This window comes from Pantoea cypripedii (assembly GCF_002095535.1).
GTDB classification, from domain to species: domain Bacteria; phylum Pseudomonadota; class Gammaproteobacteria; order Enterobacterales; family Enterobacteriaceae; genus Pantoea; species Pantoea cypripedii.
In genome coordinates this window covers 828123-854151 of sequence record NZ_MLJI01000002.1, presented here as the reverse complement: position 1 = coordinate 854151, position 26029 = coordinate 828123, and the positions used below count along the sequence as shown (strand labels likewise).

At 53.1% G+C, this 26029-nt stretch carries 25 protein-coding genes; 8 read left to right on the top strand and 17 right to left on the bottom strand.

What is annotated here, in order from left to right:
- Positions 1-71: 71 nt before the first annotated feature.
- A complete protein-coding gene (locus HA50_RS25200) occupies positions 72-1175 on the bottom strand; it encodes a hypothetical protein (protein ID WP_139811033.1) in 1104 nt (367 codons plus the stop codon).
- Positions 1176-1685: 510 nt separating this feature from the next.
- Complete coding sequence (locus tag HA50_RS25190) at positions 1686-2570, bottom strand: LysR substrate-binding domain-containing protein (protein ID WP_084879534.1); 885 nt, start codon at positions 2568-2570, stop codon at positions 1686-1688.
- 100 nt (positions 2571-2670) lie between these two features.
- Between HA50_RS25190 and HA50_RS25185 the strand changes: the two genes are divergently transcribed.
- From HA50_RS25185 to HA50_RS25175, 3 genes are read left to right on the top strand one after another with little or no spacing between them, the layout of a single operon-like run.
- Positions 2671-2979 (top strand): carboxymuconolactone decarboxylase family protein, encoded by a 309-nt coding sequence (locus HA50_RS25185; protein ID WP_084879533.1) that lies wholly within the window; start codon positions 2671-2673, stop codon positions 2977-2979.
- Positions 2979-3368: a tautomerase family protein gene (locus HA50_RS25180; RefSeq protein ID WP_084879532.1), complete on the top strand. Its 390-nt coding sequence runs from the start codon at positions 2979-2981 to the stop codon at positions 3366-3368. The genes HA50_RS25185 and HA50_RS25180 overlap by 1 nt, the downstream gene beginning before the upstream one ends.
- A complete protein-coding gene (locus HA50_RS25175; protein ID WP_084879531.1) occupies positions 3365-3868 on the top strand; it encodes a DUF4865 family protein in 504 nt (167 codons plus the stop codon). Before HA50_RS25180 ends, HA50_RS25175 begins: the two co-directional genes overlap by 4 nt.
- Positions 3869-3894: 26 nt before the next feature.
- On the opposite strand, the gene HA50_RS25170 is transcribed toward HA50_RS25175, so the two are convergent.
- From HA50_RS25170 to sgrR, 14 genes are all read right to left on the bottom strand, one after another.
- The gene (locus HA50_RS25170; RefSeq protein WP_084879530.1) at positions 3895-4635 is read right to left on the bottom strand and encodes an SDR family oxidoreductase; all 741 of its coding nucleotides are present in this window, start codon (positions 4633-4635) and stop codon (positions 3895-3897) included.
- Between the two features lie 168 nt (positions 4636-4803).
- Positions 4804-5289 (bottom strand): cold-shock protein, encoded by a 486-nt coding sequence (locus HA50_RS25165; RefSeq protein WP_084879529.1) that lies wholly within the window; start codon positions 5287-5289, stop codon positions 4804-4806.
- Between the two features lie 274 nt (positions 5290-5563).
- The gene (gene cspE, locus HA50_RS25160) at positions 5564-5776 is read right to left on the bottom strand and encodes a transcription antiterminator/RNA stability regulator CspE (RefSeq protein ID WP_016495754.1); all 213 of its coding nucleotides are present in this window, start codon (positions 5774-5776) and stop codon (positions 5564-5566) included.
- A 285-nt stretch (positions 5777-6061) separates the two neighbouring features.
- Positions 6062-6997 (bottom strand): HlyD family secretion protein, encoded by a 936-nt coding sequence (locus tag HA50_RS25155; protein ID WP_084879528.1) that lies wholly within the window; start codon positions 6995-6997, stop codon positions 6062-6064.
- Positions 6998-7185: 188 nt separating this feature from the next.
- Positions 7186-7431 (bottom strand): YmjA family protein, encoded by a 246-nt coding sequence (locus tag HA50_RS25150; RefSeq protein ID WP_084879527.1) that lies wholly within the window; start codon positions 7429-7431, stop codon positions 7186-7188.
- Positions 7432-7524: 93 nt separating this feature from the next.
- Positions 7525-8286, bottom strand: a complete 762-nt coding sequence (locus tag HA50_RS25145) for an SDR family NAD(P)-dependent oxidoreductase (protein ID WP_084879526.1) — start codon at positions 8284-8286, stop codon at positions 7525-7527.
- Positions 8283-9248 (bottom strand): zinc-dependent alcohol dehydrogenase, encoded by a 966-nt coding sequence (locus HA50_RS25140; RefSeq protein ID WP_084879525.1) that lies wholly within the window; start codon positions 9246-9248, stop codon positions 8283-8285. The genes HA50_RS25145 and HA50_RS25140 overlap by 4 nt, the downstream gene beginning before the upstream one ends.
- Before the next feature lies 1 nt (position 9249).
- Positions 9250-10542: a hypothetical protein gene (locus HA50_RS25135; protein ID WP_084879524.1), complete on the bottom strand. Its 1293-nt coding sequence runs from the start codon at positions 10540-10542 to the stop codon at positions 9250-9252.
- A complete protein-coding gene (gene hisD / locus HA50_RS25130; RefSeq protein ID WP_139811032.1) occupies positions 10535-11863 on the bottom strand; it encodes a histidinol dehydrogenase in 1329 nt (442 codons plus the stop codon). Before hisD ends, HA50_RS25135 begins: the two co-directional genes overlap by 8 nt.
- Positions 11864-11877: 14 nt before the next feature.
- Positions 11878-12639, bottom strand: coding sequence for an ABC transporter ATP-binding protein (locus HA50_RS25125; RefSeq protein WP_084879523.1), 762 nt, complete (start codon positions 12637-12639; stop codon positions 11878-11880).
- Positions 12639-13484, bottom strand: coding sequence for an ABC transporter permease (locus HA50_RS25120; protein WP_084879522.1), 846 nt, complete (start codon positions 13482-13484; stop codon positions 12639-12641). The genes HA50_RS25125 and HA50_RS25120 overlap by 1 nt, the downstream gene beginning before the upstream one ends.
- A gap of 61 nt (positions 13485-13545) precedes the next feature.
- Positions 13546-14478, bottom strand: coding sequence for an ABC transporter substrate-binding protein (locus HA50_RS25115; protein ID WP_276329385.1), 933 nt, complete (start codon positions 14476-14478; stop codon positions 13546-13548).
- Between the two features lie 293 nt (positions 14479-14771).
- Entirely contained in the window at positions 14772-15080 is a 309-nt protein-coding gene (locus HA50_RS25110; RefSeq protein ID WP_084879520.1) for a hypothetical protein, read from the bottom strand.
- Positions 15081-15159: 79 nt separating this feature from the next.
- Complete coding sequence (gene sgrR, locus HA50_RS25105; protein ID WP_084880229.1) at positions 15160-16896, bottom strand: HTH-type transcriptional regulator SgrR; 1737 nt, start codon at positions 16894-16896, stop codon at positions 15160-15162.
- A gap of 98 nt (positions 16897-16994) precedes the next feature.
- Here sgrR and HA50_RS25100 point away from each other — a divergent pair, with 98 nt between their 5' ends.
- The 5 genes from HA50_RS25100 (at position 16995) to HA50_RS25080 (ending at position 24463) form a co-directional block, all read left to right on the top strand.
- Positions 16995-17816 (top strand): shikimate 5-dehydrogenase, encoded by an 822-nt coding sequence (locus tag HA50_RS25100; protein ID WP_084879519.1) that lies wholly within the window; start codon positions 16995-16997, stop codon positions 17814-17816.
- Positions 17817-18189: 373 nt separating this feature from the next.
- The gene (locus tag HA50_RS25095) at positions 18190-20058 is read left to right on the top strand and encodes a beta-glucoside-specific PTS transporter subunit IIABC (RefSeq protein ID WP_084880227.1); all 1869 of its coding nucleotides are present in this window, start codon (positions 18190-18192) and stop codon (positions 20056-20058) included.
- Positions 20055-21479 carry a glycoside hydrolase family 1 protein gene (locus tag HA50_RS25090; RefSeq protein ID WP_084879518.1) on the top strand — a complete coding sequence of 475 codons (1425 nt, stop codon included), beginning with the start codon at positions 20055-20057 and terminating at the stop codon, positions 21477-21479. Before HA50_RS25095 ends, HA50_RS25090 begins: the two co-directional genes overlap by 4 nt.
- A 3-nt stretch (positions 21480-21482) precedes the next feature.
- A complete protein-coding gene (locus HA50_RS25085) occupies positions 21483-22328 on the top strand; it encodes a PRD domain-containing protein (RefSeq protein WP_084879517.1) in 846 nt (281 codons plus the stop codon).
- Positions 22277-24463 (top strand): YopJ family acetyltransferase, encoded by a 2187-nt coding sequence (locus HA50_RS25080; protein WP_139811031.1) that lies wholly within the window; start codon positions 22277-22279, stop codon positions 24461-24463. The genes HA50_RS25085 and HA50_RS25080 overlap by 52 nt, the downstream gene beginning before the upstream one ends.
- 85 nt (positions 24464-24548) lie before the next feature.
- Here the strand turns inward: HA50_RS25080 and HA50_RS25075 are convergent, their stop codons facing one another.
- Positions 24549-25847, bottom strand: a complete 1299-nt coding sequence (locus HA50_RS25075; RefSeq protein WP_084879515.1) for an MFS transporter — start codon at positions 25845-25847, stop codon at positions 24549-24551.
- Positions 25848-26029: the final 182 nt, after the last annotated feature.

The following is a 26029-nucleotide window of genomic DNA, read 5'->3' as shown; positions in this document are numbered from 1 at the left end:
CATCGTATACGCAGGTCATCTCATGATTATGTGGGTTTGATTCATTTACTTTGAATAATCAACAAGTATGACTATTTCAATGTCAGACCACTAATATCTTCAATCTCTGTACGTAGAGCGGAGTGTAGTTTCTGTAACTTCCCCGCTCCACTATCATCATAAAAAATATAGAAAGGAACGTCTAGATTATGAGTCGTTTCTGCGAGACATTGTGGGAAGGATGATTTTACCCAACTCGGACATGAGCCTCTTTCAATATTGTAGGACACGCAGGTGCTGTATTTTTTGGAATTACAGGATATAGAAAAGACATCATTTTCCAATTTATCAATATACAAAACCTTGTTTAATTCAATAGACACATCTCCCTCTATCTCTACATAAAGATTATCAAAATTTTCGGTGAAAGATTGATAGTTTTGATGGAACTTTAATACATTTTTTACCGGGTCATAATTAATGAATTTGTACGTAGCTATCACTTTATCATATTGCTTGTCTGTTTTTATGTGGATTTCACCAAAGTCAAATTGAGGCGCAAGCAATACCCTTGCTTTACTGCGCAACGCACTACGTAGTACCGGGTCTTTGCTTGATTTTATTGCCGTGATGTATTCATCGATGGTTTTTGGTTCCACCAGAGTCTTTGTCACTGTTGCTGTCGATTTCTGGGGTAGTGCCTTAGCATTTTCAGGCGCGGGTTTAATGATTGGCGTATTGCCTATATTAATGCTTACGGTATCACTGTAAGCGAGTGCCTGTTTTTCCTGTTTAATTGGGGTAGGCGCTGGCTGGGAACTGGTGGTGTTGTATTTGTAAATAGAGACAATGGTAGCTACGAAAAACATAACCATGAAAGCGGCTAATGATGTTATTTTAAGGAGGTATTTTTGTTTTCTTTGCTTCAATTGTTCCATTACAATTGAGTATTGCTGTCTTTGTGATAACCCCTTTACAGGGATATCATAAATCTCAGATAATGTCTGTATTAATTTTATCTGATCTTCCCCTGTAGAACTTTTTAAAATTTTAGAACGTGCTTCAGAATTGATTTTATAAATATAGAGAATAACGACGATTATCAATGCCAGCAACGTAAAGCCACTGGTAACTTTTCCTATGATTTCCCAGACAGCTGGTATCGAAGGCCCCATATAATCCTCGTATAAAGTCATCTTTTCCCTATAGCATAGTTCAAAGCTAACCCGTGAATGACTAAAAACTAGACGTGCAGAACTCAAGCCTGATGGTGAAGCTTAGGCATTTTTTTGTTCCGGTTGTTCAGGAGGGCCGGGGCCAGTGATGTTAAAAACCATACCAAGGAGGTAATTCATTGTTTATATTGATATTAAATGGCCTTAACTCCCTTTTTAGAACATACCCTGATAACGAAAACGTATAATTACCAACATGTTTTTTATGGCCATGTATTTGCGGTGATATCGATTGTTCCGGATGGAGTAGTAACTAAAAGAAAGTTATCCATTATCACTACTGGTGGACATTAGAAGAAGTCAGACATACAAATGAAACGATCTTTCCACACGATTTGATTATTGACATACTTGCTGCCCAGTTAATGGGCACCTCGACGATATCCCCCTCCTGACGTAACAAACGACTGTTCCAGGCACTTAGCAACCATTAAAAGCGAAAGCAGGATAGTGGCTGAAAAGAAATCATACTCACATCACGCTTAACAGCGCTTCTTCCATAAGTTGCCCCAGCATCGCCTGCGCTCCGTGGATGGCTTCATTTCCCAGCCCGTGCTCCAGCGTGATACCGAGATTCCCCGGTGAGGGCAAAATACTCCCGGCAACGCGCAAGTTACCGGGCATTCCGATACGTGTTCGCACGGTGATACCCAGCCCTGCCTGCAACGCCGCCCAAATGCCGCTCAGGCTTTGGCTGACAAATACCACTTGCCAGGCGATGCTGGCCCGGTCCAGACATTCGATGGCTCGGGAACGCATCAGGCACGGGCTTTCAAGCATCACCAACGGTAATGGCATGCCCTGCGCCAGCAGCGTGCTGATATCCAGTTTTGGGTGTGTTATCCACTCCAGCGGGCACTGACCGATCAGTTTACCTGCACGCTGCACGTTCTCCGGTTGCCATAACAGCGCCATATCCAGCGCGTTATCATTGATCGCATTCAGCAATCCCCGGTTGCGATCGACGCGGGCAATAATACGCATCCCCGGATGGTGGCGTTTGAACTCACCAAGGATGCCCGGCATAAGTGACTCGCCAAAATCTTCCTGCATACCAATACGTATTTCACCCTGCATCAGCTTGCCATTCAGGGCCAGCAGCGCTTCATCGTTTAGCGCTAACAGCCGACGGGCATACCCCATAATTATCTCGCCATTATGGGTCAACGCCAGATGGCGGCCATTCCTGACCACCAGATCGGCACCGCACTGCTGTTCCAGTTTTTTTAGCTGTGCGCTTACAGCCGAAGTTGAACGGCAGAGGCGATGTGCCGCCTGCGCAAAGCTGCCGCACTCAATGCCGGTCACGAAACTGCGCAGTGCATCCAGGTCGAGCGTCAAAGGAAGTTTAGTCATCATCATCCTGAAATTCGGGATAGTAAGTCTTAATTAATTCAATTTTCAGGATTAAAATATCGCGCCAGAATGGCTTCACTGTCAATATGGAGTAACAACGATGACGAAGTCCCTTGATCGCGAAACCCTGGCCCGTGTTGCGCCGAAGTTGGCCGAATTGAGTCAGGAGTTACTTTTCAATGATATCTGGCAACGTGAAACTCTTTCCCCGCGCGAACGTAGCTTAATTACGCTTGCAGCCCTGACGGCTCTTGGCCGTGTCCAGCAGTTGCCATGGCATATTCGCTTCGCGCAACAAAATGGCCTGACCCGTGATGAAATTGTGGAAGCCTTCACGCACCTGGCATTTTACGCAGGCTGGCCTGCGGCGGTTTCCGCCCTCGAATGCCTGGAAGAGGATAAACACTGATGCCTTTCACCCGTATCATTCTGCGTCCGGGTTATAGCGACGAGCAAATTGTGCAAATTTCCGACATTCTGCAACAAAGCCTTGAGAAAGAATTTGCCGTCCCTCCCCACGATCGCTTTCAGGTTTTCGAAACGCCAGCTACCGGTCTGCGTGTGTTTGACCATCACTATAAAAGCGCCGGGCGCAGCGATAATTTTATTCAGTTCCATATCACCGCAGGCAGGCCCCGCTCTTTCGAGCAGAAGAAGAATCTCTGTCGCACATTATGCGATCGACTCAACACGGCGCTGAATATTCGCCCGGATGACGTGATGGTGATTATTCAATTTAATACCGCCGATGAATGGAGTTTCAGTAATGGGCGGTTACTCTCTGAGGAGGAATTATGATTGTGATGCAATATCGTTTTACCTTGCCCGCTAATTACGACATGACCATCATTGAGAAGCGCATTGAGGAGAATGGGGCAAAGTTAAACGGCTTTCCTGGTTTGTTGTTTAAAGCCTGGCTCGTTGCCAAATGCGGTGAAGGATATAGCATTGAAAACCGCTATGCCCCGCTCTATGTCTGGAAGAATGCCAACGCGATGACAATGTTTTTACAGAGTCCTGCCTTTAAAAAGCTAACGCAGGATTTTGGCTGGCCGCAGATTGAGACCTGGCTGGCGCTACATCTCCCCTGTATTGATGAGATAAGAAGCGCCAGCTGGCTATCAATTACCAAACAGAACATTCCCGCACACAGCGACCTTTCCATATTGCCTCTCGACGGACATCTTAGCGCCTGGGATATCAGCCGCTGGCAGCTATTGCAGGCCAATTTTGGCGATGCACCGCACCCGGCCAGGGAAAATTACCGCATTGGTTATATGGCAAGCGAGGCGTGGTGATAGTCGTCGGTTGAACTAAAAACGCTTCAGTAATGAACTAAGCCGCCATCAACGGCGTACTGGCTGCCGGTGACGTACGAGGCATCATCGGAAAGCAGAAAGAGCGCAACGGCGGCGGCTTCTTCCGCGGTTCCTGCCCTGCCGAGAGGGACCTGGCTTACCACAAAATCCTCAAATTGCTGGCGGGACTCCTCCGGCATGAAATGCCTGAAGTTAGTTTCAATCGGTCCCGGTACCAGCGTGTTGGCGCGGATGCGGCGCGCGGCCAGCGCAGAGGCCCAGCTTTTCACCATAGCGACAACTGCGCCTTTGGTTGCGGCATACAGGCTCGTCATTGCCGCACCTTCATAAACAGAAGAAGACGACGTCACCAGAACAGAGGCTCCCGGATTAAGTGAACCGGAAAGGGCAGCAAGCTGGAGCATCGGGCCACGGACGTTAGCATTCATCATGCGGTTGAACGCATCAGCGGTTACCGATTCCGGAGATCCGACTTCTGCGAAACCGGCATTAAGCCATAACCCGTCAAGCGATCCCCAGCGGCAGATAGCTTGCTGCAGCTCGCTGATGTCCTCTTCGCTGGCCGCATCGCTTTGGATGATCAGTGATGACTCCGGTAGCAGGCTGCGAGCGCGATCCAGTCGTTCTTGATTAAGCCCGGTTATCGCGACCTGACCACCCTCGTTGACGATGCGCTGCGCACCGGCAAACCCCATGCCGCTGGTACCGCCGGTGATGAGTACGCGTTTTCCCTGAAATCTGCCCATGATTAACCCCTCTTCGTCTTAAGAATCGCAATTAACCTTACGCAAAATAAATAGCTGTCGTCATCTGTTTCATCCCGTAACGATGAGGATAAGAATGATAGAGCGACATATTCAGGCCGAAATCACGCGGATAAATAACGCAGGACTCCGGCGCAGGGGCGGTGGGAATTATTTCAGTTTGAGCATTTTTACCGTGGCTTCCACGTCAATCTCATCTTCCGAAAAGATTAACGTCGTGCCCTGGAATGTGGTGATCGCCAGTTTTTTCTGTGAGCGCATTTCAGCGGGTTCAGCAGCGGCTTTCGGTCGGATACTGTTCATCAGTAACCCCACAGACAACAACGCATTTTCCTTATCGATGCGGGTATCGGCAGGCACTTCTTCACTGTAAACCAGGTAAGACTTGATCGACGTGAGCTTAATGCGTTCACCGGCAATAAAGATGTATTTGCTTTCCGGTACGACTTTCACCGCATAGGCTGACAAGCCCTTGTTATTGGTGGTCGGCTCAAAAGTCACCGCTGCATTTTTCTTAATCAAATCAGGGTTGGCGACCTTAATCACATGAAAATAGCGATTGTCACCGTTTTCATCTTTGATAAATCCAAAACCTTTATCCTGAAACCAGGTCGTGATCGTGCCTTTCATCGCCATTACCGCCTACTTGATTGTTTATCTACTCAGTTTTTGCAGCGCGCAGTGTAAAGCACAATGCCTGCATAAACTACGCCTTTGGTTTAAGTCTGGACGATAAATTTCGACTGTGCGAGTGAGCATCCCGCATCCAGACAGGAAAGCCAGGCCATGGTCTGAAATTTATGCAATAAAAAACCCGCACCAGGCGGGTTCATTTTATTATCAGTAGAGCTTAGCTGCTCAGGCTATTGCCTTCATCGCGGTTGTAAACATCACTGATAATTAGCGCGGCTTACAGCGCGGTGACGTTGCCAGCCGCAGGGCCTTTAGCGCCACTTTCGATGGTGAAGGAAACTTTCTGTCCTTCATCAAGAGTTTTGTAGCTGTCACTCTGGATAGCAGAGAAATGAACAAATACATCTTTGCTGCCATCGTCAGGAGTGATAAAGCCAAAACCTTTATCTGAGTTAAACCATTTTACTAAACCAGTCATTTTGTTAGACATAGATACTTCCTTAATTTTATGAGCCACGAAAAGCGGCAGTAATGGCCTGCAATGGGAGAGTTACTTATTTGGCACTTAGGAGGAGGCTCATGAAGAAGGGTATCTTTGGATAACACTTGAACTGAGAACTGCTTTACTAAAACTGCTTTCATAAGGTCTGTATTCCAAACCGAGGGCGTCATTAAGACATAGCGAAATGAATATAGCAATGTTTATATTTTTTTATTTTAACCCCTTAAACACCCGGATGGCTGTATGTCCGTCAGTTTCAGGCCGGATGTGACATTACACTTTATGCGCTGAAACCTTGTGATGTGGAATGTTTGTGGCAATGCCCGGTTGATTATCCGGTTCGATGGTCAGCAGTGGTTGCCCGGTCGTTATGGTATCGCCCGCTTTAGCGAACACCGATTTTACCGTACCGGCGGAAAGCGTATAAACCACCCGTTCTGGCGTATTTTCATTTTGTTCGAGGCTTTCATCCACCTGCGCCAGCTGCCGCCGCAGTACATTGATTTTAACCGCTGTCGCCAGCGGTAACTGGAGCTGTTGGTCATTCAACTCGATGAGCTGCTGCCGGGTTCCATACTGTTGTTGCAGTAAAGATCGGTACTGACTCTCATAGCCCCACGCGATCGACTGTTCCTGCGCAAACTGCAGGGTTGAAACGTATCCCTTTGCCAGCAAAGGCCGCCACTTGTTAACCAGATTTTGCGCCATGCTGATTTGCGATGACTCAATTTTAATTTGTTCCAGAAGTTGTTCCAGTTGCCCGTTAAGCATGTCTTTCTGGTAGCGGTTGTCGCTGGCCTGCTGAAGCGCAAGCTGTTGGGTATGTTGAATGTCCTGCAGCAGGCTACTCTGTTCGAGCTTTAACTGCTCGCAGACCAGCCGGGTTCCTTCCAGTGCCTGTCGGTTTTCGTTAGAGAACAGCACGAGGGGTGTTTTTAACGTGACATGCTCACCGAGGGTGACAGGGATCTGCTCGACAGTGCCGTCTGTAGAGGCGCTGACGGTAATTTGCTGGCTCTGTGGCAGCGGTTTTGCCGTTGCTTTAAACAAGTCAGGTTGATGGCTTTCGACAAAATAAATAAAGCTCACCGTACCGATAACCAGAGAGAACAGATTTCTGCGAAAAAAAAGCAAGGCAGATGACAGGGTTGCAGAACACGCATCACCGGAAGATTCGAGAGTATGTTTGCGGAAAAATGGTTTTTCCATTTCTTACCTTAGCGGATTCCTGGCATCACCTTACAATCTAAAATCACATTTCCCGGCGCAGAGTTAAAACAGAAGTTCATTGCCAGTTGTTATCTTTTGCAAGGCAATTTCTATCTGTTGCACCGGGCCAGGAACTACGTCCGCTTAGGGCCGTTAGCCAGAAGCGGACATGACAGTGTCAACCGGGGTTATTCATTGCCCCATTGATTGAGAAACTCAGCGATGTCATCAATTCGCAGCGGGTCGATGCCGGCTTCACTGGCCATGTCCCTTTGGTCTTCTTCACTGATTTCTTCGTTATTGGTTAAGCGGGTGATCAGCAGTTGAAAATAGCGCGCCAGCGCATCATGTTCAGACTCGCTTACCGGCTTGGCTGTTTCCGTCGCATACTCCTCAACGATGTCATAAAATTTCAGTGGTACTTCGTGGTTCATAAGTCATCCCCAGGGATTAAGGTCTGTGTCCGTTGCTACCTGCAACGTCTGGCCTGAATAATAACATCCTTATGCCCTTTGCACGCTCCCCCGTTAAATCGCCGCAAGATACCCGCCATCAACGTACAGAATCTGCCCGGTAATGTAGCGAGCGGCATCGGAACTGAGGAACACCACGCTACCGGCGAGGTCATCCAGTTCGCCTAAGCGGCCAAGGGGGATTTTTTGCTGCATGGCGTTACGCCATTGCTCATCCTGATAAAACACCTGCGTCATATCGGTTTCGAAATAGCCGGGTCCGATGCCGTTCACGCGGATGTTATGCCCTGCCCACTCGGCACTGAGGGTGCGGGTCAATCCCACCAGTCCGGATTTGGAGCTGCCATAGGCCGCCGCACCCGGTACGCCCACACAGCTGGTTAACGAGCAAAGGTTGATAATCACCCCACCGGTGCCGGATGCAGCCATCCCTTTTGCCGCCGCCTGAGCGCAGAAAAACGCCCCTTTCAGGTTGGTGCCAACAATGGTATCCCACAGCGCTTCATCGGCTTCAAGCGATGGGCAAACCTGTTCCGTACCGGCGTTATTGACCAGGATATCGATGTTGCCGATTGATGCGATCGCCTGCGCAATCTGCGGCGTTTGGGTGACATCCAGCAACAACCCGGTGACATTGTCACTTTCCTCACGCAATAAACTCACTGCCTGAGTCAGGGTGCTCTGCTGGCGTCCGGTAATGATCACGCTGGCCCCGGCCTGTAACAACGCTCTGGCGAGGGCAAAACCGATGCCGCGCGTGGCCCCGGTCACCAGCGCGCGTTTACCTGCGAGGGAAAAGGTGGATAACACATTCATAGCTTAATCACCGTTTTGAGATAGTCTGATTTACCCGCCAGCAGCGCAAGATAGGTCTCCGGTACCTCATCAAGGGAAATCGGCGGAGCCACCAGTCGGCGCAGATCCCCGGCCAGCGCGGCCATCACCTGCAATGCTTCGTGCTGTTCATCGCGAAAGACGCTACAGCCGGTCAGAGAGATTTCGCGTTCAACCAGCGCGTTGAGATCCACGCCATCGGTATGATGAAAGATGCCCACCAGCGCAATACGTCCACCGGAGCGGATGCCGCCAATCAGCGCATTAAGCGCCGCAGGATGGCCTGAGGCTTCAACCGCCAGCGCATATACGCCCGGCGGGTCGAGTGTCACCACGGAGGAAATCAACTGATAGCGCTGCAGATTTGGCTCCAGCAGTTGCACCCGGCAGTTTCTCAACCGACTGAGCAGCAACGCCGTCAGCCCACCGATGGTGCCGCCTCCGGCAACACATACGCTGTCCCCTTCCGCTGGATTTAACTGGTTAACCACCCGCAGGGCGACACCCAAAGGTTCGCACAGCACGGCGATGTCGTCTGGCACATCATCCGGTACCGCCAGCAGGCTTTGTAATGGCAGGATAGCTTCCTCAGCGAAACCACCATCGAACACTTCACCGACAAAACCTAACGACTCACAAAGGTTATTTTCCCCTGCCAGGCAGAATGCGCACTCGCCACACCAGACGCGCGAGTCCGCCACGACGCGCATCCCCACCCGGAAGGGGTCTGCCTCACCGTTGATTTCGCTGATCATGCCAAACAGTTCATGACCCGGCGTCACCGGTAAGCTGGCAAACCATTTACCGGTTTTGAAGTTATGCAAATCGGAGCCGCAAATCCCGGCAGAATGCACCTTAACCCTGGCCCAGCCTGAGGGTAAATCAGGCAGTGCCGCCTGCTCCACCGTCACTGCTTCGATACCGTGCAGACGCACTACTTTCATCTCAGTTCTCCGTCACAAGGCCATCCAGCCATTGGCTAAAGTCGTCATCGCCACCGCAGCCCAGCATCATGGCAATGGAGAAACCGAGCGCCGAGCTGGTGGGATTATGATGACTCGCGGAACCCGCGCGCAGGTTCATCACCAGCGTCGGGCAGCAGAACAATGCCAGACGCATAATCTGTTGCCAGTTGGCAGGCAGCCAGCCTTTCTGCTTCAGTTCTGCCAGCAAAGGTTGCCAGTAGAGTTCCCCTTTGCTTTGCAGGAACGCAGCACGTAGCGGCGACAGCTCCCAGTTATGATTCACCTCCAGCGTGTCGCCATCACGCCGCACGCTGACCTGGTAACGCTGTGCCGCATCAGCCGGTTCATACAGCCAGCAGGGATGGGCAAAAATGTTGTGGAACGTCGCTTTGATCTCCGCCAGCAACGCCGGAATGCTGCTCCCGGCGAAAGCCGGATCGAAACTGACCAGCTTCGGCTGCGGATGATGGGTTTCGTACCAGACGTTGGCGTTATGCGCATCCCCGTGTGCCACCACTACGCCGTGCCGGGACAGCGCCGCAGGGGCCAGCACGCGGCCCGCCGCTAAGAACAGATCGCGCAGGCTTTGCTGATACGCCACCCCATTGACCCGCCAGTGCAGCCGACTCAGGGTTGCCCAGTCCAGTTGCATCTCCCCGAGGGTGAAGGTTTGATCGACATAAAAGCTGGCGACGCGTCCCCCCAGACCGACATCATGACCAGGCGACACCAGCCGGTTCCAGAACAGCTGATGGATGGATTCAGCCTCCACTTCTGCGCTGGTGCCCATGCGCAGCGTCGGCAGCGTATGGGCGATAATCGCCTGATCGGCACGACGCTGCGCCGCAACAATCGGCTCGATCTGCTGCCACGCCGCGGCGGTCTCAATCTCGCGACAGACATCCGCCAGCCGCTGATCATCACGCAGCGGATACAACAGGATTTGTCGTCCGGGTTCACCGCAGGCGTACGCAGGCACATCGACCTCAAAGCCGTGATCACGTAACAGCTCGGCGCGGTAGTATTCCTGGATGGTCTGTTCTTCCCCTTCCTCATGGTGATATTTGAAAAACAGCGTGCGGCCATCCACCAGCGAGACACGGCCGTTCAGCGAGTTCAGGCTGTACTGGTCCCGGTTGATCTCAAGCGCGGCGGTGTTCACCCCGGTTACCTCGGCGATCAACTGACTGAGTTTTTCACGCGCCTGATCCCATTGGCCTTGCTGCGTCAGGCGGCGCGCTTCCGCCGCTAACGGCGGGCGGGCTTCATCCATTTTTGCTCCCCTTCAGCAGCGCCTGACGGATATCAGAAACGGCCAGCGCATGACCGGGGAAGCCTTCGTATTCAGCAAAGCGTTTGGCTTTCGGTGCCAGTTCCTGATAACCCCGGCTGGTAACATAGGCGATGGAGACCCGCTTCATATAATCAAACACCGAGAGCGGGCCATTGGTTTTGGCAGCGCTGTTGGTCGGCAGTACGGCATTCGGACCCAGCACAAAGTTACCCAGCACAATTGGCGAATGCTCGCCGAGTAAGATTTCACCGGCGTTACGGATCTTCATCATCACATCCATCGGTTCATGCGCCAGCACCTCAAGGTGCTCCGGGGCATACTGGTTCACAAACTCGATCGCGGTAGCAAAATCTTTGGTCAGCACCACGCCACCGTGGGTGCCGCACAGCACCTGCTGCGAGAACCCGGCGCGCTGCGCGCCAATTTTGTCCCAGTAACCCGGTAACGCGGCAATGGCTTCTTCCGCCACGCGACGGCTGGAAGTCACCAGATAAGCCGAGGAATCCGGGCCATGTTCTGACTCAATCAGCAGGTCCAGCGCCGCCAGCGCTCCATTCACCGAGTCATCCGCCAGAATCAGGCTTTCGCTCGGCCCTGCCGGGATGCCCGGATCGATCAGGCCCGATAACTGACGTTTCGCCGCTACCACCCACGGGCTGCCGGGGCCGACGATTTTCAGGCATTTCGGCACCGTTGCCGTGCCGTAAGCCACTGCCGCCACTCCCTGCGCACCGCCACATTTATAGACATCTTTGATGCCCACCAGGCGTGCAGCAATCAAAGTTGCATCATCGACTTTGCCGTCCGGTCCCGGCGGGGTGATGACGATCGGCAGAGGGACACCCGCCACCACCGCCGGAACCGTGGTCATGATCAGTACGCTGGGGAATGACCCTTTACCGCGCGGGACGTAGCAGGCCACCGCATCAATCGGCACATGGCGATCGCCCGCAAATGCCCCCGGACGCATCTCCTTCCACCACATTTCTTCCGGCTTTTGCGCTTCATGGAAGGCACGCACGTTTTCCACCGAGAAACGAATCGATTCGATTACATCCGCATCGACTCTGGCGAAAGCCTCTTCAAATTCCTGTTCTTCCGCTTTGATGGCAAAGGTCTCTGGCTGCACCCCGTCAAACTCGCGGGCAAAGCGAATCAGCGCCTGGTCGCCTTCGGTTCTCACCGCCTCAATGATCGGTTTTACTTTCTCGATGAAAAACGACAGGTCAGACTCGGTGCGTTTAAACAGATGATCGGGTAAGACATCAGCATCGGTCAGGTCATGAAATGTAACAGGCATATTGATTCCTTGTTTCAATGAGCTAATGCGTGTTGTTGAATGCGATTCAGCACTTCATGCTGGAGTTCAAGAAATTCCGGGGTGCGGTTAACCCCTTCGAGGCGCGGACGGGGTAGCCCCACCGGGAAGGTGGAGTCGATATAGCCCTGGCCCATCACCACGATGCGGTCGGAGAGCCACACCGCCTCTTCAATGTCGTGGGTGACAAACATCACCGTCAGGCGATGCTTTTCCCAGATTTCGATCAGCAACTGCTGCATCTGATGACGCGTCATGGCGTCCAGCGCGCCAAAGGGTTCATCCATCAGCAGGATTTTGGGACGGTAAGACAAGGCACGGGCAATGGCGACGCGCTGTTTCATCCCACCGGAAAGTTCACCGGGCCAGCGGTCGGCCGCGTTGCCCAGTTTCACCAGTTCGAGATGCTGCTGCGCGATGTCGCGACATTCTTTGGCCGGGGTGCCTGCGGCTTTTAACGCAAACTCAATGTTGCCGCGCGCGGTCAGCCACGGCAGCAGCGTGTAGGACTGAAACACCACACCGCGATCGAGTCCCGGTCCTTCAATGGGGGCGCCATCCACCAGCACATCACCGCTATCGAACTCTTCCAGACCGGCGGCGATAGAAAGCAAGGTACTTTTGCCACAGCCCGAGGCCCCGACAATCGACACAAATTCGTTGTCGTTGAGCGTCAGGTCGATGCCATGCAGCACCCGGCGGCGGGTTTTGCCCATCGGGAAACTTTTTTCCAGTTTATTCAGCGTCAGCGTCGCCATCAGGAACCTCTCCGGTTGTAACGGAACAGCACACGCTCAGCCGCGCGCATGATTTGATCGGTGATAAGCCCGAGGAAACCGAGCAGCAGGATGTAGCCGATGATGGTGTCGGTCTGGAAATAACGCTGGGAAACCACGATGCGATAACCGAGACCGGAAGTAGACGCCACCAGTTCGGCCAGCACCAGCCAGGTCCACGCCCAGCCGAGACTGATCCGCAACGCATCCCAGATCGACGGTAACGCGGAAGGGATCACGATGCGCAGCAGGATGCGGCGATCGGACAGGCCAAGGGTCCGGCCCAGCCCGACAAAATCCGTCGGCACACGTTTGATAGCATCGATCATCATCAGTACCTGCTGGAAAAAGGTGCCGATCCAGATAACGAGGAACTTCTGAATATCGTCGGTGCCGGTCCACAAAATGGTCAGCGGCACAAACGCCACCACCGGCATATAGCGGATAAAATCAACCAGCGGTTCGACAATCGCCTTGAACAACCCATAACAACCGGCCAGCACTCCAATCACAATCGCCATCACCGAGGAAATGGCGAAAGCGATAACCATGCGATACAGGCTGCTGGCGATGTCGCTTTGTAACGTGCCGTTCTGCGCCAGAGTCACCATCTGATGCCAGACGCGCTCTATCCCCGGCAGGAATATCGGTTTTATCGTGCCCGTTGAGGTCGCCAGCCACCATGCCAGCAACAACACCGCAAACACGGCGACAGAGATGATGAGGAATTGAGCGCGGGTTGGCTCTTTGCCGATGGTTAATAAATTCGAGCGCCGCCGTTTCTTTTTGGCCTGACGATTGACGCGCTGAACGTCGATAGAACTCATAATTCCTCCGTGTGGCAGGTCTTCTCCGCTGGCAGCACCGGCGGAGAAGTTTTAACCGCGCTTATTGCGCGTCGGCAAAGCTGGCATCGATGGTCTGCGCAGGGGTGACCGGCTGCGTGACGATACCTGCCGCAGTCGCGGCCTGAAGAATGTGCGGGAAAGTTTTGCTGGTGAAGTCATGCGACAGCAGCGCTTTGTTGTCGCTCAGGGTGAAATACTTCACACCATCAAACGCAGTGCCGAGATCTTCCGGTGTCGCGCCCACCGCTTTGGAGATAATGGCGCGCCCTTCGGTCTGATTGGCGTTGTAGTAATCCAGCGCCTGGCCCCAGGTTTTAATCAGCGCTTTGATGGCATCCGGATGGTCTTTGATAAAGTCGTCACGCACCACCAACACATCGCTGATAAGCCCTGGATCGGAAGAACCGCTGTAAATCATTTTCAGGCTGGGATCGCCTTTTTTTGCCACCGTGAGGTAGGGTTCATAGGTGACGGCCACCGGTACGCGTCCGGCGATAATGGCGCTCCCGGCTGATGCAGCTGGCATCGGCACCGGTTTGATATCGCTAAAGGACAAGCCCGCTGCGGCCACGGCGCTGCGCAACAGAATGTCGCTGGTGGTGCCCTCTTCGTAGGCCACCTGCTTACCTTTAAGGTCTTTAATGCTGGTGATGCCAGAGCTTGCCAGAATCGCATCGGCGGTGTTGCTCTGGTCCAGCAGCAGTACAATCTTCACCGGCAGGCCTGCCGAGATCATCCCCATCGCGGTATGGGTCGCGATGTTGGCGACGTCAATCTGCCCACTCGCCAGCGCGGCATTGATGTCTTTATCCTCGGCAAAGTTGATGACCTCGACTTTCTTTAACCCTTCTTTCTCAAACAGGTTTTTGGCAGAGGCGATATGCCACTGACCATAACCCAGCCAGGGTTCGATCCCCATTTTCACCTGTTCCGTTTCCGCGGCGTAAACAGAGTGAACCGTAACTGACAGCATCCCTGCGCATAAAACGGTGCTAAACGATCTTTTCAATGCATAGCGAGAAAGCATAACTATTTCCTTCAGTTGTCGTTATGGTTAGAAGCCGGAGGTCATCCGGGCATGTATATACAAGGGAAATGCAAGAGCAATGCCAGGCGTTCAGTACCTGATATTCATTTAGTGCCCGAAGTGCTGCCCCAGCCTGGGGCGTGGTGCTGGTGCGTTGCACCAAAATATCGATAAGGAAAATATAGCTGCGCAATGTATTGCGCGATAAATCGCGCAGCTACAAATTTGTCGCGATCAGTTTATCTGCGGCCTTTGGTGACCGAAGCTGACCAGTTGAAATCACTGACTTCGCTCGCGGCCAGCGATTCAGGCTTTTTCTTGCGCACCGGTTTTTTCTTTGCTTTCTCCGCCAGCGCTTTCTCTTTGGCCTGCTTCACCGACATGATTTGCTGCCTGGCCTCGGCGGTGAATTCTTTCTCTTTCTTCGCGTCCGGCTCTCTCCCGGTGCGCTGGCGATACTTCTGCATCAATGCGTTGAATGCTTCATCAACCGCAAGCCGTTCATCTGCGTTGAATTGATCAATGGATATCATTTTTTTGTCATTCATAACTTCTCGTCCAATGGTGGAGGCACAGCTTCGAGTGTATCGCATTCCCCGCGCATGACCTGCGACAAGATCAGCATTCTCAGGGTGGGTTTTCCGGTTCAATCCAGGTGGAGGTAAAGTCGAACCATCCCAGATTATTAAAATGCACGCCTCTGGCCTGTTCTGGCCCTTGCAGGCGCATCCAGTGATGGAATAACGGCTGTAACCAGCCGCGCTGAATGATGGTTTCCGCCAGTTGCTGCGAAGACAGCGCGCCACTGCGCCATTGTTGTTGCCAGTTGGCGAACAACGCCTGGTCGCCACCGGCAACCGAACGGGTTAATAACGGCATCCCGGTGAGCCAGGCACCGACATTCCACGCTTCCGGCGCGGTGAAATTCACCGTTCCCAGCCACAAATCGAACACCCCTGCGCCTGCCGCCCAGGCTTCATAGCTTAATTCCGTCACCTCTAAGGTCACGCCGCTGGCCGCCAGGCGATGTTTAAATTCGGCAATCACCATCGGGAATTCCCAGTGCTGATGGTGGTAAGCCAGTCGCAACCGCCGTGGCAGGGTAGAATCTTCCCACGGACTGACGCTTTCCCCGGCGTCAATATGATGCAACCAGCCGGGCAGGATGCTGGCCGCAGCCATCCATAGCGGACGAATTTCTGCCACGAAATTCTGAATAATAGCCTGCGGGTCGATCTGCTCGCGTATCCAGCGCCGGTGGGCCATGTTTTGCCAGAACGGTGAGCGACTGTCGCACAGCAAAAAATACCCGCCGGTTTCCAGTTCAATTTCATCGGCAGAAGGGCGATCCACATGGCTGAGCGGGCTGGATACATAGGCCAGATCGCTCATGCTGGAACTCAGTAACGCCAGCGGCCCCTGGGAGGCATTTGATACCGGGGTATCCAGACAGGTAATAATTTCTATTTCGTCCAGCAAACTGCGGAAACCAAAATAACCATCAAACGCCCGCAGGGTTAAATGCCACTCATTATTATCGGCAACCTTAAAGGGGCCGGTTCCAACCGGAAGTGCAGCAAAATTCTGCCGCTGCTGATGGTCCGCCGGTACTATCAGGGCCGCGGCATCGGTCAGCAATTGCGGCAGCAATTCATCCGGCTGGGTCAGGGTAATGATCACGCTGAGATTCCCCTCAGCCTCAACCTTGCTGAGATGCGAAAACAACGGCAATCGGGCGCTGCGTAGCAGGGAAACCACCACATCTCTGCTGGTTAACGGCGTGCCATCATGGAATTGAACCCCAGGACGCAGGAAGAAGCGCCAGTGCAACGCATCCAGCCTGCGCCAGTGATGGGCTAAATCCTTCACCACCTGACCGCTGCTTTCCTCAATGCGCGTCAGTCCGCTAAACACCTGTTTGATGATATGCACTTCAGAGCGTCGCAGCGCGGTGCCGGGATAAAGATTCGGCATCGAACGATAATAGGGAATGCGCAGGGTTTGCTGCTCATCGTCAATACGATGGCCGAGCCGACCACGCAGCAAGGTCGCGAGGTGATGTTTCTCGTTACCTAATAACTTCAGCACGCCGCGCATATCATTGAGATCTAACAAGCGTTGCGCATTCGCCAGCATCAATTGCTGCTGTGAATAATGCAGCACCAGTTTTGCCAGATGCCCGCGACCAGGGGTGGCCTCCCACGCCAGCCAGCCCTGGGATTGCATCTGAATGATCAGCGTGCGCATATGCCGCTTACTGCAATAGAGCGCATCCGCCAGGGTTTGCAGCGTGGTGAGTGCCTCACGCTGCGGAAACAGTTCCAGCAGCTTCTGATAATGCCGTTCCAGCCGTTGTGTGCTCATAAAAGATGAACTCTGTGCAGCAAAACACATCAGTTTTTCATTTCACCTTTTTAAAGCAATATTTCTCCGCAGGCAATCACACTGAAGGGAAAAATGTCATGACCAGAATGATCAATAAAGACACCAAAATTTGTATGTCTCTTGCCGCGCGGCCAACCAATTTCGGTACCCGCTTCCATAATTATTTGTACGATGCGCTGGACCTGGATTACCTCTACAAAGCATTTACCACCCACGATCTTGCAGCGGCGATTGGCGGCGTGAAAGCGCTGGGGATCCGCGGTTGCGCAATTTCGATGCCCTTTAAGCAGGCATGTATTCCACTTATTGACGAGCTGGATGAATCCGCACGGGTAATTAATGCGGTGAACACCATCGTGAATACCGAGGGTTATTTGAAGGGATATAATACCGATTATATTGCCATCACCACCCTGCTGAAGAAATATCAGGTTTCAGGCGACCTGACATTTGCGCTTAAAGGCAGTGGCGGGATGGCAAAAGCGGTTGCCTGTGCATTAAAAAATCTCGGATTTAAGCAGGGATATATTATTGCCAGAGATGAAGACAGTGGCAAAGAACTGGCTGAGGCTTATCAGTATGAATATCGTCCCTCCATGGCAGGCCTGGCCCCGGCATTGCTGATCAATGCCACGCCGGTAGGCATGTCTGGCGGCCCTGATGCTGATACCCTGTCGTTTTCCGCCGATGAAGTGGGAACGGCTGAGATCGTGTTTGATGTGGTGGCGTTACCTGAACAAACCCCGCTGATTCGCTATGCGCAGGAGAAACAGAAAACGGTGATCAGTGGTGCTGAAGTTTTCGCCATTCAGGCGGTGGAACAATTCTACTTATATACCGGGGTGCGTCCCTCAGACGAGCTTTTCAAAAAAGCGGCGGCGTATGCCCGGCAGATTTAATGCTGTGTTTTAATCCCAACGATTTTCCTATTACCGGCGACGATTGCCTGCGCTGATTTTCGGCGGCAATCGCCTCTGCGACCTGCTGCCCAGCCTTATTCATCATATTTTCCTATGTTATGGCGCGCTTTCAGCCAGTGACCCGAGCGCTGAACGGTGGGAAATGATTGCGTTGCTTCACAGTTTTTATTATTAGTTATTGCCAATGTTGCGAGGCGTAAAGATACTCCTCCACGCAACAACCACATACGTTTTATTGCGGCGTGCTACTGCTTCGGCAGGCAAGACCAAAATGAAAATGTCAGCTCCGGTTATTTTTCCGGCGTGCATTTTTGTTTTGGTCTTTTTTTTTGCCTTAACGAAAGGGAAAACTATGAGTCATAACGAGTTAGCGGACGAGATTTTACGGTTGGTGAAAGGGGGCGGGAATATCCGTACCCTGACCCATTGCGCCACCCGGCTGCGTATGGAATTTAACGATCGCGATGCGGTGGATAGCGCGCAGATTGAAAAGTTGCCGGGGGTGATCAGCGTCGTCGAGCGCGGCGGGCAGTTCCAGATTGTGGTGGGCAACGATGTGCAGCGGGTGTTTCGCGTACTGGAAAAAGCCACCAGCGGCAACAAAGCGAAGGCGGTGCCGCAGACCGACAAAGAGCGCAGCGGCATTGTCTCGCAGATTATTAGCGTGATCTCCACCACCTTCACCCCGGTGATCCCGGCGATAACCGGGGCCGGGATGATCAAGGCGCTGCTCGCCATCTGCAAACTCACCGGCGTGATGAATGAGAGCAGCCCGACCTGGCAGTTGCTCAACATCATCTCGGATGCGGCCTTTTTCTTCCTGCCAGTGCTGCTGGCGTATGGCGCGGCGCTGAAATTTGAATGTAACGCCATTCTGGCGATGACCATTGCCGGTGCGATGCTGCACCCGGAGATTGGCAAAATGATCGCCAGCGGCAAACCGGTGGACTTCCTTGGTCTGCCCTTCCAACTGGCGGATTATGCCGGGTCAGTGCTGCCGATTATCCTTACCGTCTGGTTGATGTCGTGGATTGAGCGTTTTGCCGAACGCTATTCCCCGTCGATTATCAAATTCTTTGTTAAGCCGATGATTATCCTGCTGGTGACCGCCCCGCTGGCGCTGGTGGTGGTCGGTCCGCTCGGTATCTGGCTGAACGATGTGGTGGCTTCCGGCGCGGTGATTATCGATCGTCATGCCAGCTGGCTGATCCCGATGCTGATGGGTGGGCTGCAACCGTTCCTGGTGATCACCGGCACCGCCTGGGCGATGACCCCGATTGCCACCGGGCAATTGAGTAAAAATGGTTTTGAGATGATTAACGGCCCAGGCATGCTGGCGTCCAACATCGCCCAGGGGGCGGCGACCCTGTGCGTCGCGCTGAAAACCCGCAACAAAAACCTGCGTCAGCTCGCTTCTTCTGCCGGTTTCACCGCGTTGTTGGGTATTACCGAACCTTCGCTGTATGGCGTGACGCTAAAATTAAAACGCCCGCTGATTGCGGCGATGATCGGTGGCGGTTGTGCCGGTATCTATGCCGGATTAAGTGGCCTGGTGCGTTATGCCTTTGTCTCTCCGGGCCTGGCCGCGCTGCCCGCGTTTATCGGTGCCAATCCAATGAACATCGTGCATGCGCTGATAACCTGTGCCATCGCCATGGTGGTCACCTTCGCCCTGACCTGGATCCTGGGCTTTGAAGATATTCCCGAAGCGAATACGCAAACGCCAAAGGTGGCTCCTGCGCCGGTTAACCTGAAGCCTGGGACTATCGTCAGCCCGCTGCGTGGCGAGATGGTGGCGTTAAGCGAAGTGAATGATGATGTGTTCTCCAATGGCCTGCTCGGCCAGGGCGTGGCGATCCGCCCACAGGAAGGCGTTCTGCGCGCCCCGGTCAGCGGCAAAGTGATGACCTTTCTCCCTTCCTGCCATGCCGTTGGCCTGATGAGCCACGATGGGATGGAGGTGCTGGTGCATATTGGTCTGGATACCGTCGCGCTGGGTGGTCAGCACTTTAGCTCATCTTTGCAGGTGGGTGATGAGGTGCAGGCAGGTGATGAGCTGGTTCGCTTCGATATGCAGGCGATTGCCGCCGCCGGTTATGACCTGATCACACCAGTGGTGGTGATCAACAGCGATGAATTTGCCATCACTATTGCGGCGGATGCGCCGGTTGATTTTGGTCAGCCGATTATGGAACTCAGTCTCAGGGAGCAGGCCGCATGATTTATCAACAATCCACCCCTTTTCCGGCGGATTTTCTCTGGGGTGCTTCGACCTCGGCTTACCAGGTCGAAGGAGCCTGGGACAGCGACGGTAAAGGCCCTTCGGTGGTCGATATGCTGAGCCATCCGGTTGGCAAAGCTGATTTCACCGTAGCCAGCGATCATTATCAGCAGATGGAAACCGACGTGGCGTGGTTCGCGCAACTCGGCCTGAAAGCCTACCGCTTCTCGGTGGCCTGGTCACGGGTCATCCCCGACGGCGATGGCGCGGTCAATCCTGCCGGGCTGGATTTTTACCGGCGGCTGATCACCACCCTGCGCAATCATGACATTGAACCTATCGTCACCCTGTACCATTTCGACCTGCCGTGGGCGCTGGAGCAGCAAGGTGGCTGGCTGAATCGCCACACCATTGCGGCTTTTGTGCGTTATGCCGATTTGCTGTTCCGGGAATTGGGTGACCAGGTGCGTTACTGGCTGACCATCAACGAACAGAACACCATGATCCTGCATCCGGGCGCGATTGGTACGCCGCCCGGACGCGAGTTGCCGGATAAAAAATCGCTCTACCAGCAAAGCCACCATATGCTGGTGGCGCAAGCCCAGGTGATGCAGCGGTGCCACGCATTGCTGCCCGACGCGAAAATCGGCCCGGCGATCAACACCACTTCGATGTACGCCGCCACCTGTCGCCCGGAAGATGCCATTGCCGCGCATAACTGGGAAACCCTGCGTTGCTGGAGCTTTCTTGATGTCGCGGTACACGGTCGCTACAACGCCCTTGCCCTGCGTTATTTGCAGGATCGCGGGCTGGCACCACAGATGCTGCCGGAAGATGGTGAGTTGCTGGCCGCAGCGCGTCCTGATTTTGTCGCCATCAACTACTATTCCACCGCCACCATTGCCGCCAGCCGGGGAGATGCCTCGGACGTGGCACCCCGCGCGGGTGATCAGCAGATCATGCTGGGCGAGCCAGGCGTGTACCGGCCCGAGGAGAATCCGTATACCGCGAAAACGCCTTATGGCTGGGTCATCGACCCTGTCGGCTTGCGTTTAACCCTGCGCAAAGTCTGCGAACGCTATAACCTGCCGATAATGATCACCGAGAATGGCATCGGTGCGCCCGATACCCTGGCGGCGGATGGCACGGTGGACGATGGTTATCGTATCGATTTCCTGCGCCAGCATATTGAGCAGATCCAGCTGGCGCTGGCCGATGGCGTCGAGGTGATCGGTTACTTCCCGTGGTCGGCGATTGATGTGGTCAGCACCCATCAGGGCTATGCGAAACGCTATGGTTTCATTTATGTTAATCGCGATGAGCAAGCGCTGCATGATTTGCGACGCATCCCTAAACGCAGTTTTGGCTGGTATCAACAGGTTATCGCCAGTAACGGACAACAATTACAGGACACCCGTTAGCAGATGAAGGTCATTAAAGTCCTGAACAACAGCCTGGTGCTGACCGAAGATCGCGATGGCAAGGAAGCCATCGTGATGGGTAAAGGTATCGGTTTCAGCAGCCGCGTCGGCGACATGATCCCACGGGAAAAAGTCGAGAAGCTGTTTATGGTGCAGGAAAACCTGCCGGGCGCGGAATATCTCAATGCTTTCGCCGCCATGCCGGAAGAAGTTTTCCAGATGACGGCGCTGGTGATGCAGATGGCGCAGCAGGGGCTAAGCAATCCGCTGCGTCCGCAAATCTTCTTTACTCTGACCGATCACCTGATGTTTGCCGTGGAACGCAGCCGTAAAGGCATCATGCTGCAAAACCGCGTGTTGTTTGAGGTCCAGCGCTTCTGGCCAGCGGAGTTCACGCTGGCGCAGCAGGTGGTGACCCGGCTCAACAGCCAGTTCCAGCTCGAACTGCCGCCTGAGGAAGCGGGTAATATCGCCTTTCATCTGGTGAATGGTCAGTCTGAACACAGTGATACCAGCCAGACGCTACTGGCAATGCGTATGCTCAAAGATATCTTCAATATTATTCAGTACCATGCCTATATCACCATCGACACCGGTTCTCTCAACTACTCACGCTTTCTGATTCATATGCAGTTTTTTATTCAGCGCATGTTTGCCGGGCAGCTGAACCACAGTCAGGGTAATACCTTGCTGCCGCAGATCATTCAGCAGCATCCGCGCATGCATCGCTGTGCGCTGGCGATCAATGATTATGTGAAAAAGATGCTTGAGGTAGGGATGACGGATGATGAGCTGCTGTGGCTGATCGTCCATCTGGTGCGAATCGCCGAGCCACCCATGGAAGGATAAATATGATGCATACGGATGCCACTGCCCTGACACTCTCCCCTTCTCCCGTCACCCAAGACTTCATTATTAATCAGCAGTATCTTTTCAAATCGGCGGTGTTAAAAGCGGCAAACTGCCAATGCTCTCCCGCCTCGTTAACGTTGCAACACCGGCTCCGTGAACATTTATATGCGATAAAAAATGGTCAGCCCACCAACCAGGATGATTTCCTGAAAGATATCAGCGTAACCTTGCCGCTACTGGTGCAGGCGGAAAATGACCGCAACCCCGCGCTCAATCTCAGATTCTCTCCTGCCATCCATCACTTTATTTCCAGCCTGCAACGTGACCAGGAAGAGGTGAACCAGAAAGGTGAAGCCATCCATGGTCGCTATATTGTGGCTAACGATAATGCCACTGACGCCAGGCCAACGATTTCCCACGCGCAATTTATTGATGTCTCGCTGAAACCGGGTATGAATCCTTCGTTTATCGTTATTGATTCCTGCGATCCGTTATCCATGGCATCCCGTCAAATGATGAGAGACATCGTATCTGGCTTATCTGGCGATCGTTTGGTGAGTATTCGACGAGAAGATGGCCGTCGTGTTTACTCGAATATCAGTGTGATCGGTATTGGTGCCCAAAAGATAACGTGGGATTGCGTTCGTTTTGGTCTGGATTTTTCGCTTAAATCATATAAATATCGGGAACTTTTTCAAGAGTGGCATGATAACCAGCATGCCAGAAATGATTCTCCTCCCTTTATTCCGCTATCAGACGAATTTTTTCCAGACGTTATTCATCACCCTTCTTCCATTTTGCCCGTTGAATTCATTAAACATACGCAGAGCAAAAAAATGCTGACGACCGTGGCGAAAAAATGCTTTGATAACAATGCGGTGCAGATGCTTTTGCTACAGAAAACCCAATACCCCTCGGCCTATGTCACCGCCTCTCTGCCCGGAAAGATTAAGCGGCATTATGACCCGGAGTTTTCACGTTCTTTAGCGTTCCGATATGCTGATTTGCAAGCGCGCGCAATTTTAACGTTAAATGGTAAAGGTGAGTCATCCGGCATTAATACCATCAACCGACCAGACTTTCTCAACTATCGTTATTCTGACAATACCACCCTTAGCGCGTTGAAAAACCATTGGCATTTATCCGCCAATGATATCGATGCCGGGCTGGCACCTACGTGGGAAAGCTGGGAGCGTGACAGGAAGCTATTACCCGCGTTGATACGGAATGAAAATATCCGGCATCCTGATATCAATCTGAAATCATTTACATCCCTCGCCGCGCTGCTGGCTGATATTCTGTCAGCACATAATCACGCTCAGGAAACAGGCCAGTTAATACATAATCGCTGTATCTTATGGGCACCGGTGACAAAGAAAAGTAATAGCCATCATTTGTATCTCGACATGGTCTTTTCCGCTGGCAAACCGCCATCGCTGATGGTTGTCCAGAGCGCGGCGCATCTGGGAGGAGGCATTATCGATGTCATTCACCAGCGCTTAACATCCATGCTAAAAAGCACGCCACAACTGATCCATAGCCGCATTAGCGTCATCGGCGCTTTTGCGCAAAAAAGCCAGTGGGATTGTATTATTTATTGTCTGACGTTCGCCCGTACCGCCTGGCAGCATGCGGAATTTTTCCAGGCCTGCCATCGTCGGCAGCAAGCGGGAGAACCGCCCTTCCACCCATCATTACAAACCACCGTATCCGGGATGACCGATATCGCCGCATTTCTCAGTCAGCCAGAGCGGGAAGCGTACCTGGAAAATCCCACTAATTTCCTGACAAAATGGGTCGAACTCTCCAGAAAGTATGGTGTGGAGCTGTACTGGCCCAATGTGTTACCGGCAGATTTCTACCGGCATACTCCCTCCGAAAAAGTGCTCCAGCAGGTATGGCGTACTATTCCCGCGTCAGAACAGGCACTGGCTGATAAGGTGCTGGGATGGATGGGTAAATCAGAGCCGAGAAGCGTCAATCAGCAATCCGAGTGGTATAAGGCAAAATGCTACGAGCCTGGGGGCGTCACCGGGATTCCAGCGAAATATCTCCCGGCTATCGAATATGCCCGCCTGGAACGGCTGGCGGAGACGTTGCAGCTGATGCAGCACCCGTCCAGGGACTGGTAGCGGCGCGATTTATCGCGCTATTCACAACGCTGCCTCTGCCAAAAGGCGCGCGATAAATCGCGCCGCTACGACCCGGTGAAATGGTTCACCGGGTGGCTTCGGCTGGCTCATCTGGCACGTCGTCGGTATTCACCATCGTCGCCTGAATCGCTTCTTCTTCCAGCACCGGGTTCAGGGCTGCGCCAATCGGCGAGGTGGCGAGGCTATCCGGCATCACCACATGCGGCAGTGGCACCTCGGTAGTCGGCACGGGCTGCACCTTAACCGGACGGTTCATCACCGCGATCAACAGCGCGCAGAACGTGAAAGACAGATACAACACATGGCTGCCAAACGGCTGCATCAAGGCCCCCACTGCCAGTGGTCCGATACTGGCACCAATACCAAACGCCATCAGCAAACATGCGGTGAGTGACACGCGTCGTTCTGACATGACCTGATCATTCGCCAGCGCCACCTGCAAAGGATAAAGCCCGAACTGCATCATGCTAATAAAAAACGCCATGGCGAGCAGGAACTGAAACGGCAGATTGAGCGGCAAGCCCAGCACCAGCGCCGACACGCCATATAACAGCGCGATAAAAAACAGTAAGCGCTGACGATCAAAACGATCCGACAACCAACTGAGCGGAAACTGCGCCACCAGCCCGGCGAAAATACTCAGGCTCATAAACAGCCCGGTTTGTTCCGTGCTAAATCCCTGGCTGCTGGCATACACCGGTGCCAGCCCGTAAAACGCGCCAATCGCCATCCCGCTGACCACCGTGGTGGCCAGCAGACGCGGAATGGTACGAATAAAATAACCCAGCTCCATCGGTGCAGGCGACATCGCCCTGGCGTTGGTTCGCGTCGTCAGGGCGATGGGCACCAGGCACAGCGCAAAGCACAGCGCGACAATCAGCAACGTGCTGATACCAAAACCGCTTTGCATCGCCAGGATCACCTGGCCACCACTCAGGCCAAGGTAGGTCGCCACCATATACAGGCCAAAAATCATGCCGCGCTGCGAAGACTCGGCCTGATCGTTGAGCCAGCTTTCCAGCACCATGTACTGGCACATCATGCATAATCCGATTATCAGGCGCAGAAACACCCAAAGCGGAATCAGGTCGGTCAGGCCATGCGCAATCACCGAGGCGGTGATGATACCGGCGCAGGTAACATAGCTGCGGATATGGCCGACGCGGGCAATCAGGTTGTGCCCAACTTTGCCGCCAATCACCAGCCCGACATAGTTCGCTGCGGTGATCGCCCCGATCAATGCACCGTTGACCTGCTCATGCGCCAGACGCAGTGAAACGTAGGTGGTCAGCAGACCAGAACCGAGCAACATTAACAGGGTGGTGGCATAGAGGGGCAAAAAGGCGTTAATAACTTTTCTCATGTAACTCTCTGTAATGCTTGTACCGACTAAGGGGAATCAGCACCGTTTGATGCTGTAGCCGGTAAGAATAGCTGATAATGCAGACGCGGGCGCTGATTCGGAATTCTGAGGATATATCGATAAAATCGATTTTTTTAAACATGTCGCCGTAACATGTTTATGGCATCGACACGTTTTGGCGA

What these genes read in the sequence shown, in the direction of transcription:
- HA50_RS25200 (WP_139811033.1), bottom strand. Translation starts at nt 1,175, where the DNA reads ATGACTTTATACGAGGATTATATGGGGCCTTCGATACCAGCTGTCTGG.
- HA50_RS25190 (WP_084879534.1), bottom strand. Translation starts at nt 2,570, where the DNA reads ATGACTAAACTTCCTTTGACGCTCGACCTGGATGCACTGCGCAGTTTC.
- HA50_RS25185 (WP_084879533.1), top strand. Translation starts at nt 2,671, where the DNA reads ATGACGAAGTCCCTTGATCGCGAAACCCTGGCCCGTGTTGCGCCGAAG.
- HA50_RS25180 (WP_084879532.1), top strand. Translation starts at nt 2,979, where the DNA reads ATGCCTTTCACCCGTATCATTCTGCGTCCGGGTTATAGCGACGAGCAA.
- HA50_RS25175 (WP_084879531.1), top strand. Translation starts at nt 3,365, where the DNA reads ATGATTGTGATGCAATATCGTTTTACCTTGCCCGCTAATTACGACATG.
- HA50_RS25170 (WP_084879530.1), bottom strand. Translation starts at nt 4,635, where the DNA reads ATGGGCAGATTTCAGGGAAAACGCGTACTCATCACCGGCGGTACCAGC.
- HA50_RS25165 (WP_084879529.1), bottom strand. Translation starts at nt 5,289, where the DNA reads ATGGCGATGAAAGGCACGATCACGACCTGGTTTCAGGATAAAGGTTTT.
- cspE (WP_016495754.1), bottom strand. Translation starts at nt 5,776, where the DNA reads ATGTCTAACAAAATGACTGGTTTAGTAAAATGGTTTAACTCAGATAAA.
- HA50_RS25155 (WP_084879528.1), bottom strand. Translation starts at nt 6,997, where the DNA reads ATGGAAAAACCATTTTTCCGCAAACATACTCTCGAATCTTCCGGTGAT.
- HA50_RS25150 (WP_084879527.1), bottom strand. Translation starts at nt 7,431, where the DNA reads ATGAACCACGAAGTACCACTGAAATTTTATGACATCGTTGAGGAGTAT.
- HA50_RS25145 (WP_084879526.1), bottom strand. Translation starts at nt 8,286, where the DNA reads ATGAATGTGTTATCCACCTTTTCCCTCGCAGGTAAACGCGCGCTGGTG.
- HA50_RS25140 (WP_084879525.1), bottom strand. Translation starts at nt 9,248, where the DNA reads ATGAAAGTAGTGCGTCTGCACGGTATCGAAGCAGTGACGGTGGAGCAG.
- HA50_RS25135 (WP_084879524.1), bottom strand. Translation starts at nt 10,542, where the DNA reads ATGGATGAAGCCCGCCCGCCGTTAGCGGCGGAAGCGCGCCGCCTGACG.
- hisD (WP_139811032.1), bottom strand. Translation starts at nt 11,863, where the DNA reads ATGCCTGTTACATTTCATGACCTGACCGATGCTGATGTCTTACCCGAT.
- HA50_RS25125 (WP_084879523.1), bottom strand. Translation starts at nt 12,639, where the DNA reads ATGGCGACGCTGACGCTGAATAAACTGGAAAAAAGTTTCCCGATGGGC.
- HA50_RS25120 (WP_084879522.1), bottom strand. Translation starts at nt 13,484, where the DNA reads ATGAGTTCTATCGACGTTCAGCGCGTCAATCGTCAGGCCAAAAAGAAA.
- HA50_RS25115 (WP_276329385.1), bottom strand. Translation starts at nt 14,478, where the DNA reads ATGCTGTCAGTTACGGTTCACTCTGTTTACGCCGCGGAAACGGAACAG.
- HA50_RS25110 (WP_084879520.1), bottom strand. Translation starts at nt 15,080, where the DNA reads ATGAATGACAAAAAAATGATATCCATTGATCAATTCAACGCAGATGAA.
- sgrR (WP_084880229.1), bottom strand. Translation starts at nt 16,896, where the DNA reads ATGAGCACACAACGGCTGGAACGGCATTATCAGAAGCTGCTGGAACTG.
- HA50_RS25100 (WP_084879519.1), top strand. Translation starts at nt 16,995, where the DNA reads ATGACCAGAATGATCAATAAAGACACCAAAATTTGTATGTCTCTTGCC.
- HA50_RS25095 (WP_084880227.1), top strand. Translation starts at nt 18,190, where the DNA reads ATGAGTCATAACGAGTTAGCGGACGAGATTTTACGGTTGGTGAAAGGG.
- HA50_RS25090 (WP_084879518.1), top strand. Translation starts at nt 20,055, where the DNA reads ATGATTTATCAACAATCCACCCCTTTTCCGGCGGATTTTCTCTGGGGT.
- HA50_RS25085 (WP_084879517.1), top strand. Translation starts at nt 21,483, where the DNA reads ATGAAGGTCATTAAAGTCCTGAACAACAGCCTGGTGCTGACCGAAGAT.
- HA50_RS25075 (WP_084879515.1), bottom strand. Translation starts at nt 25,847, where the DNA reads ATGAGAAAAGTTATTAACGCCTTTTTGCCCCTCTATGCCACCACCCTG.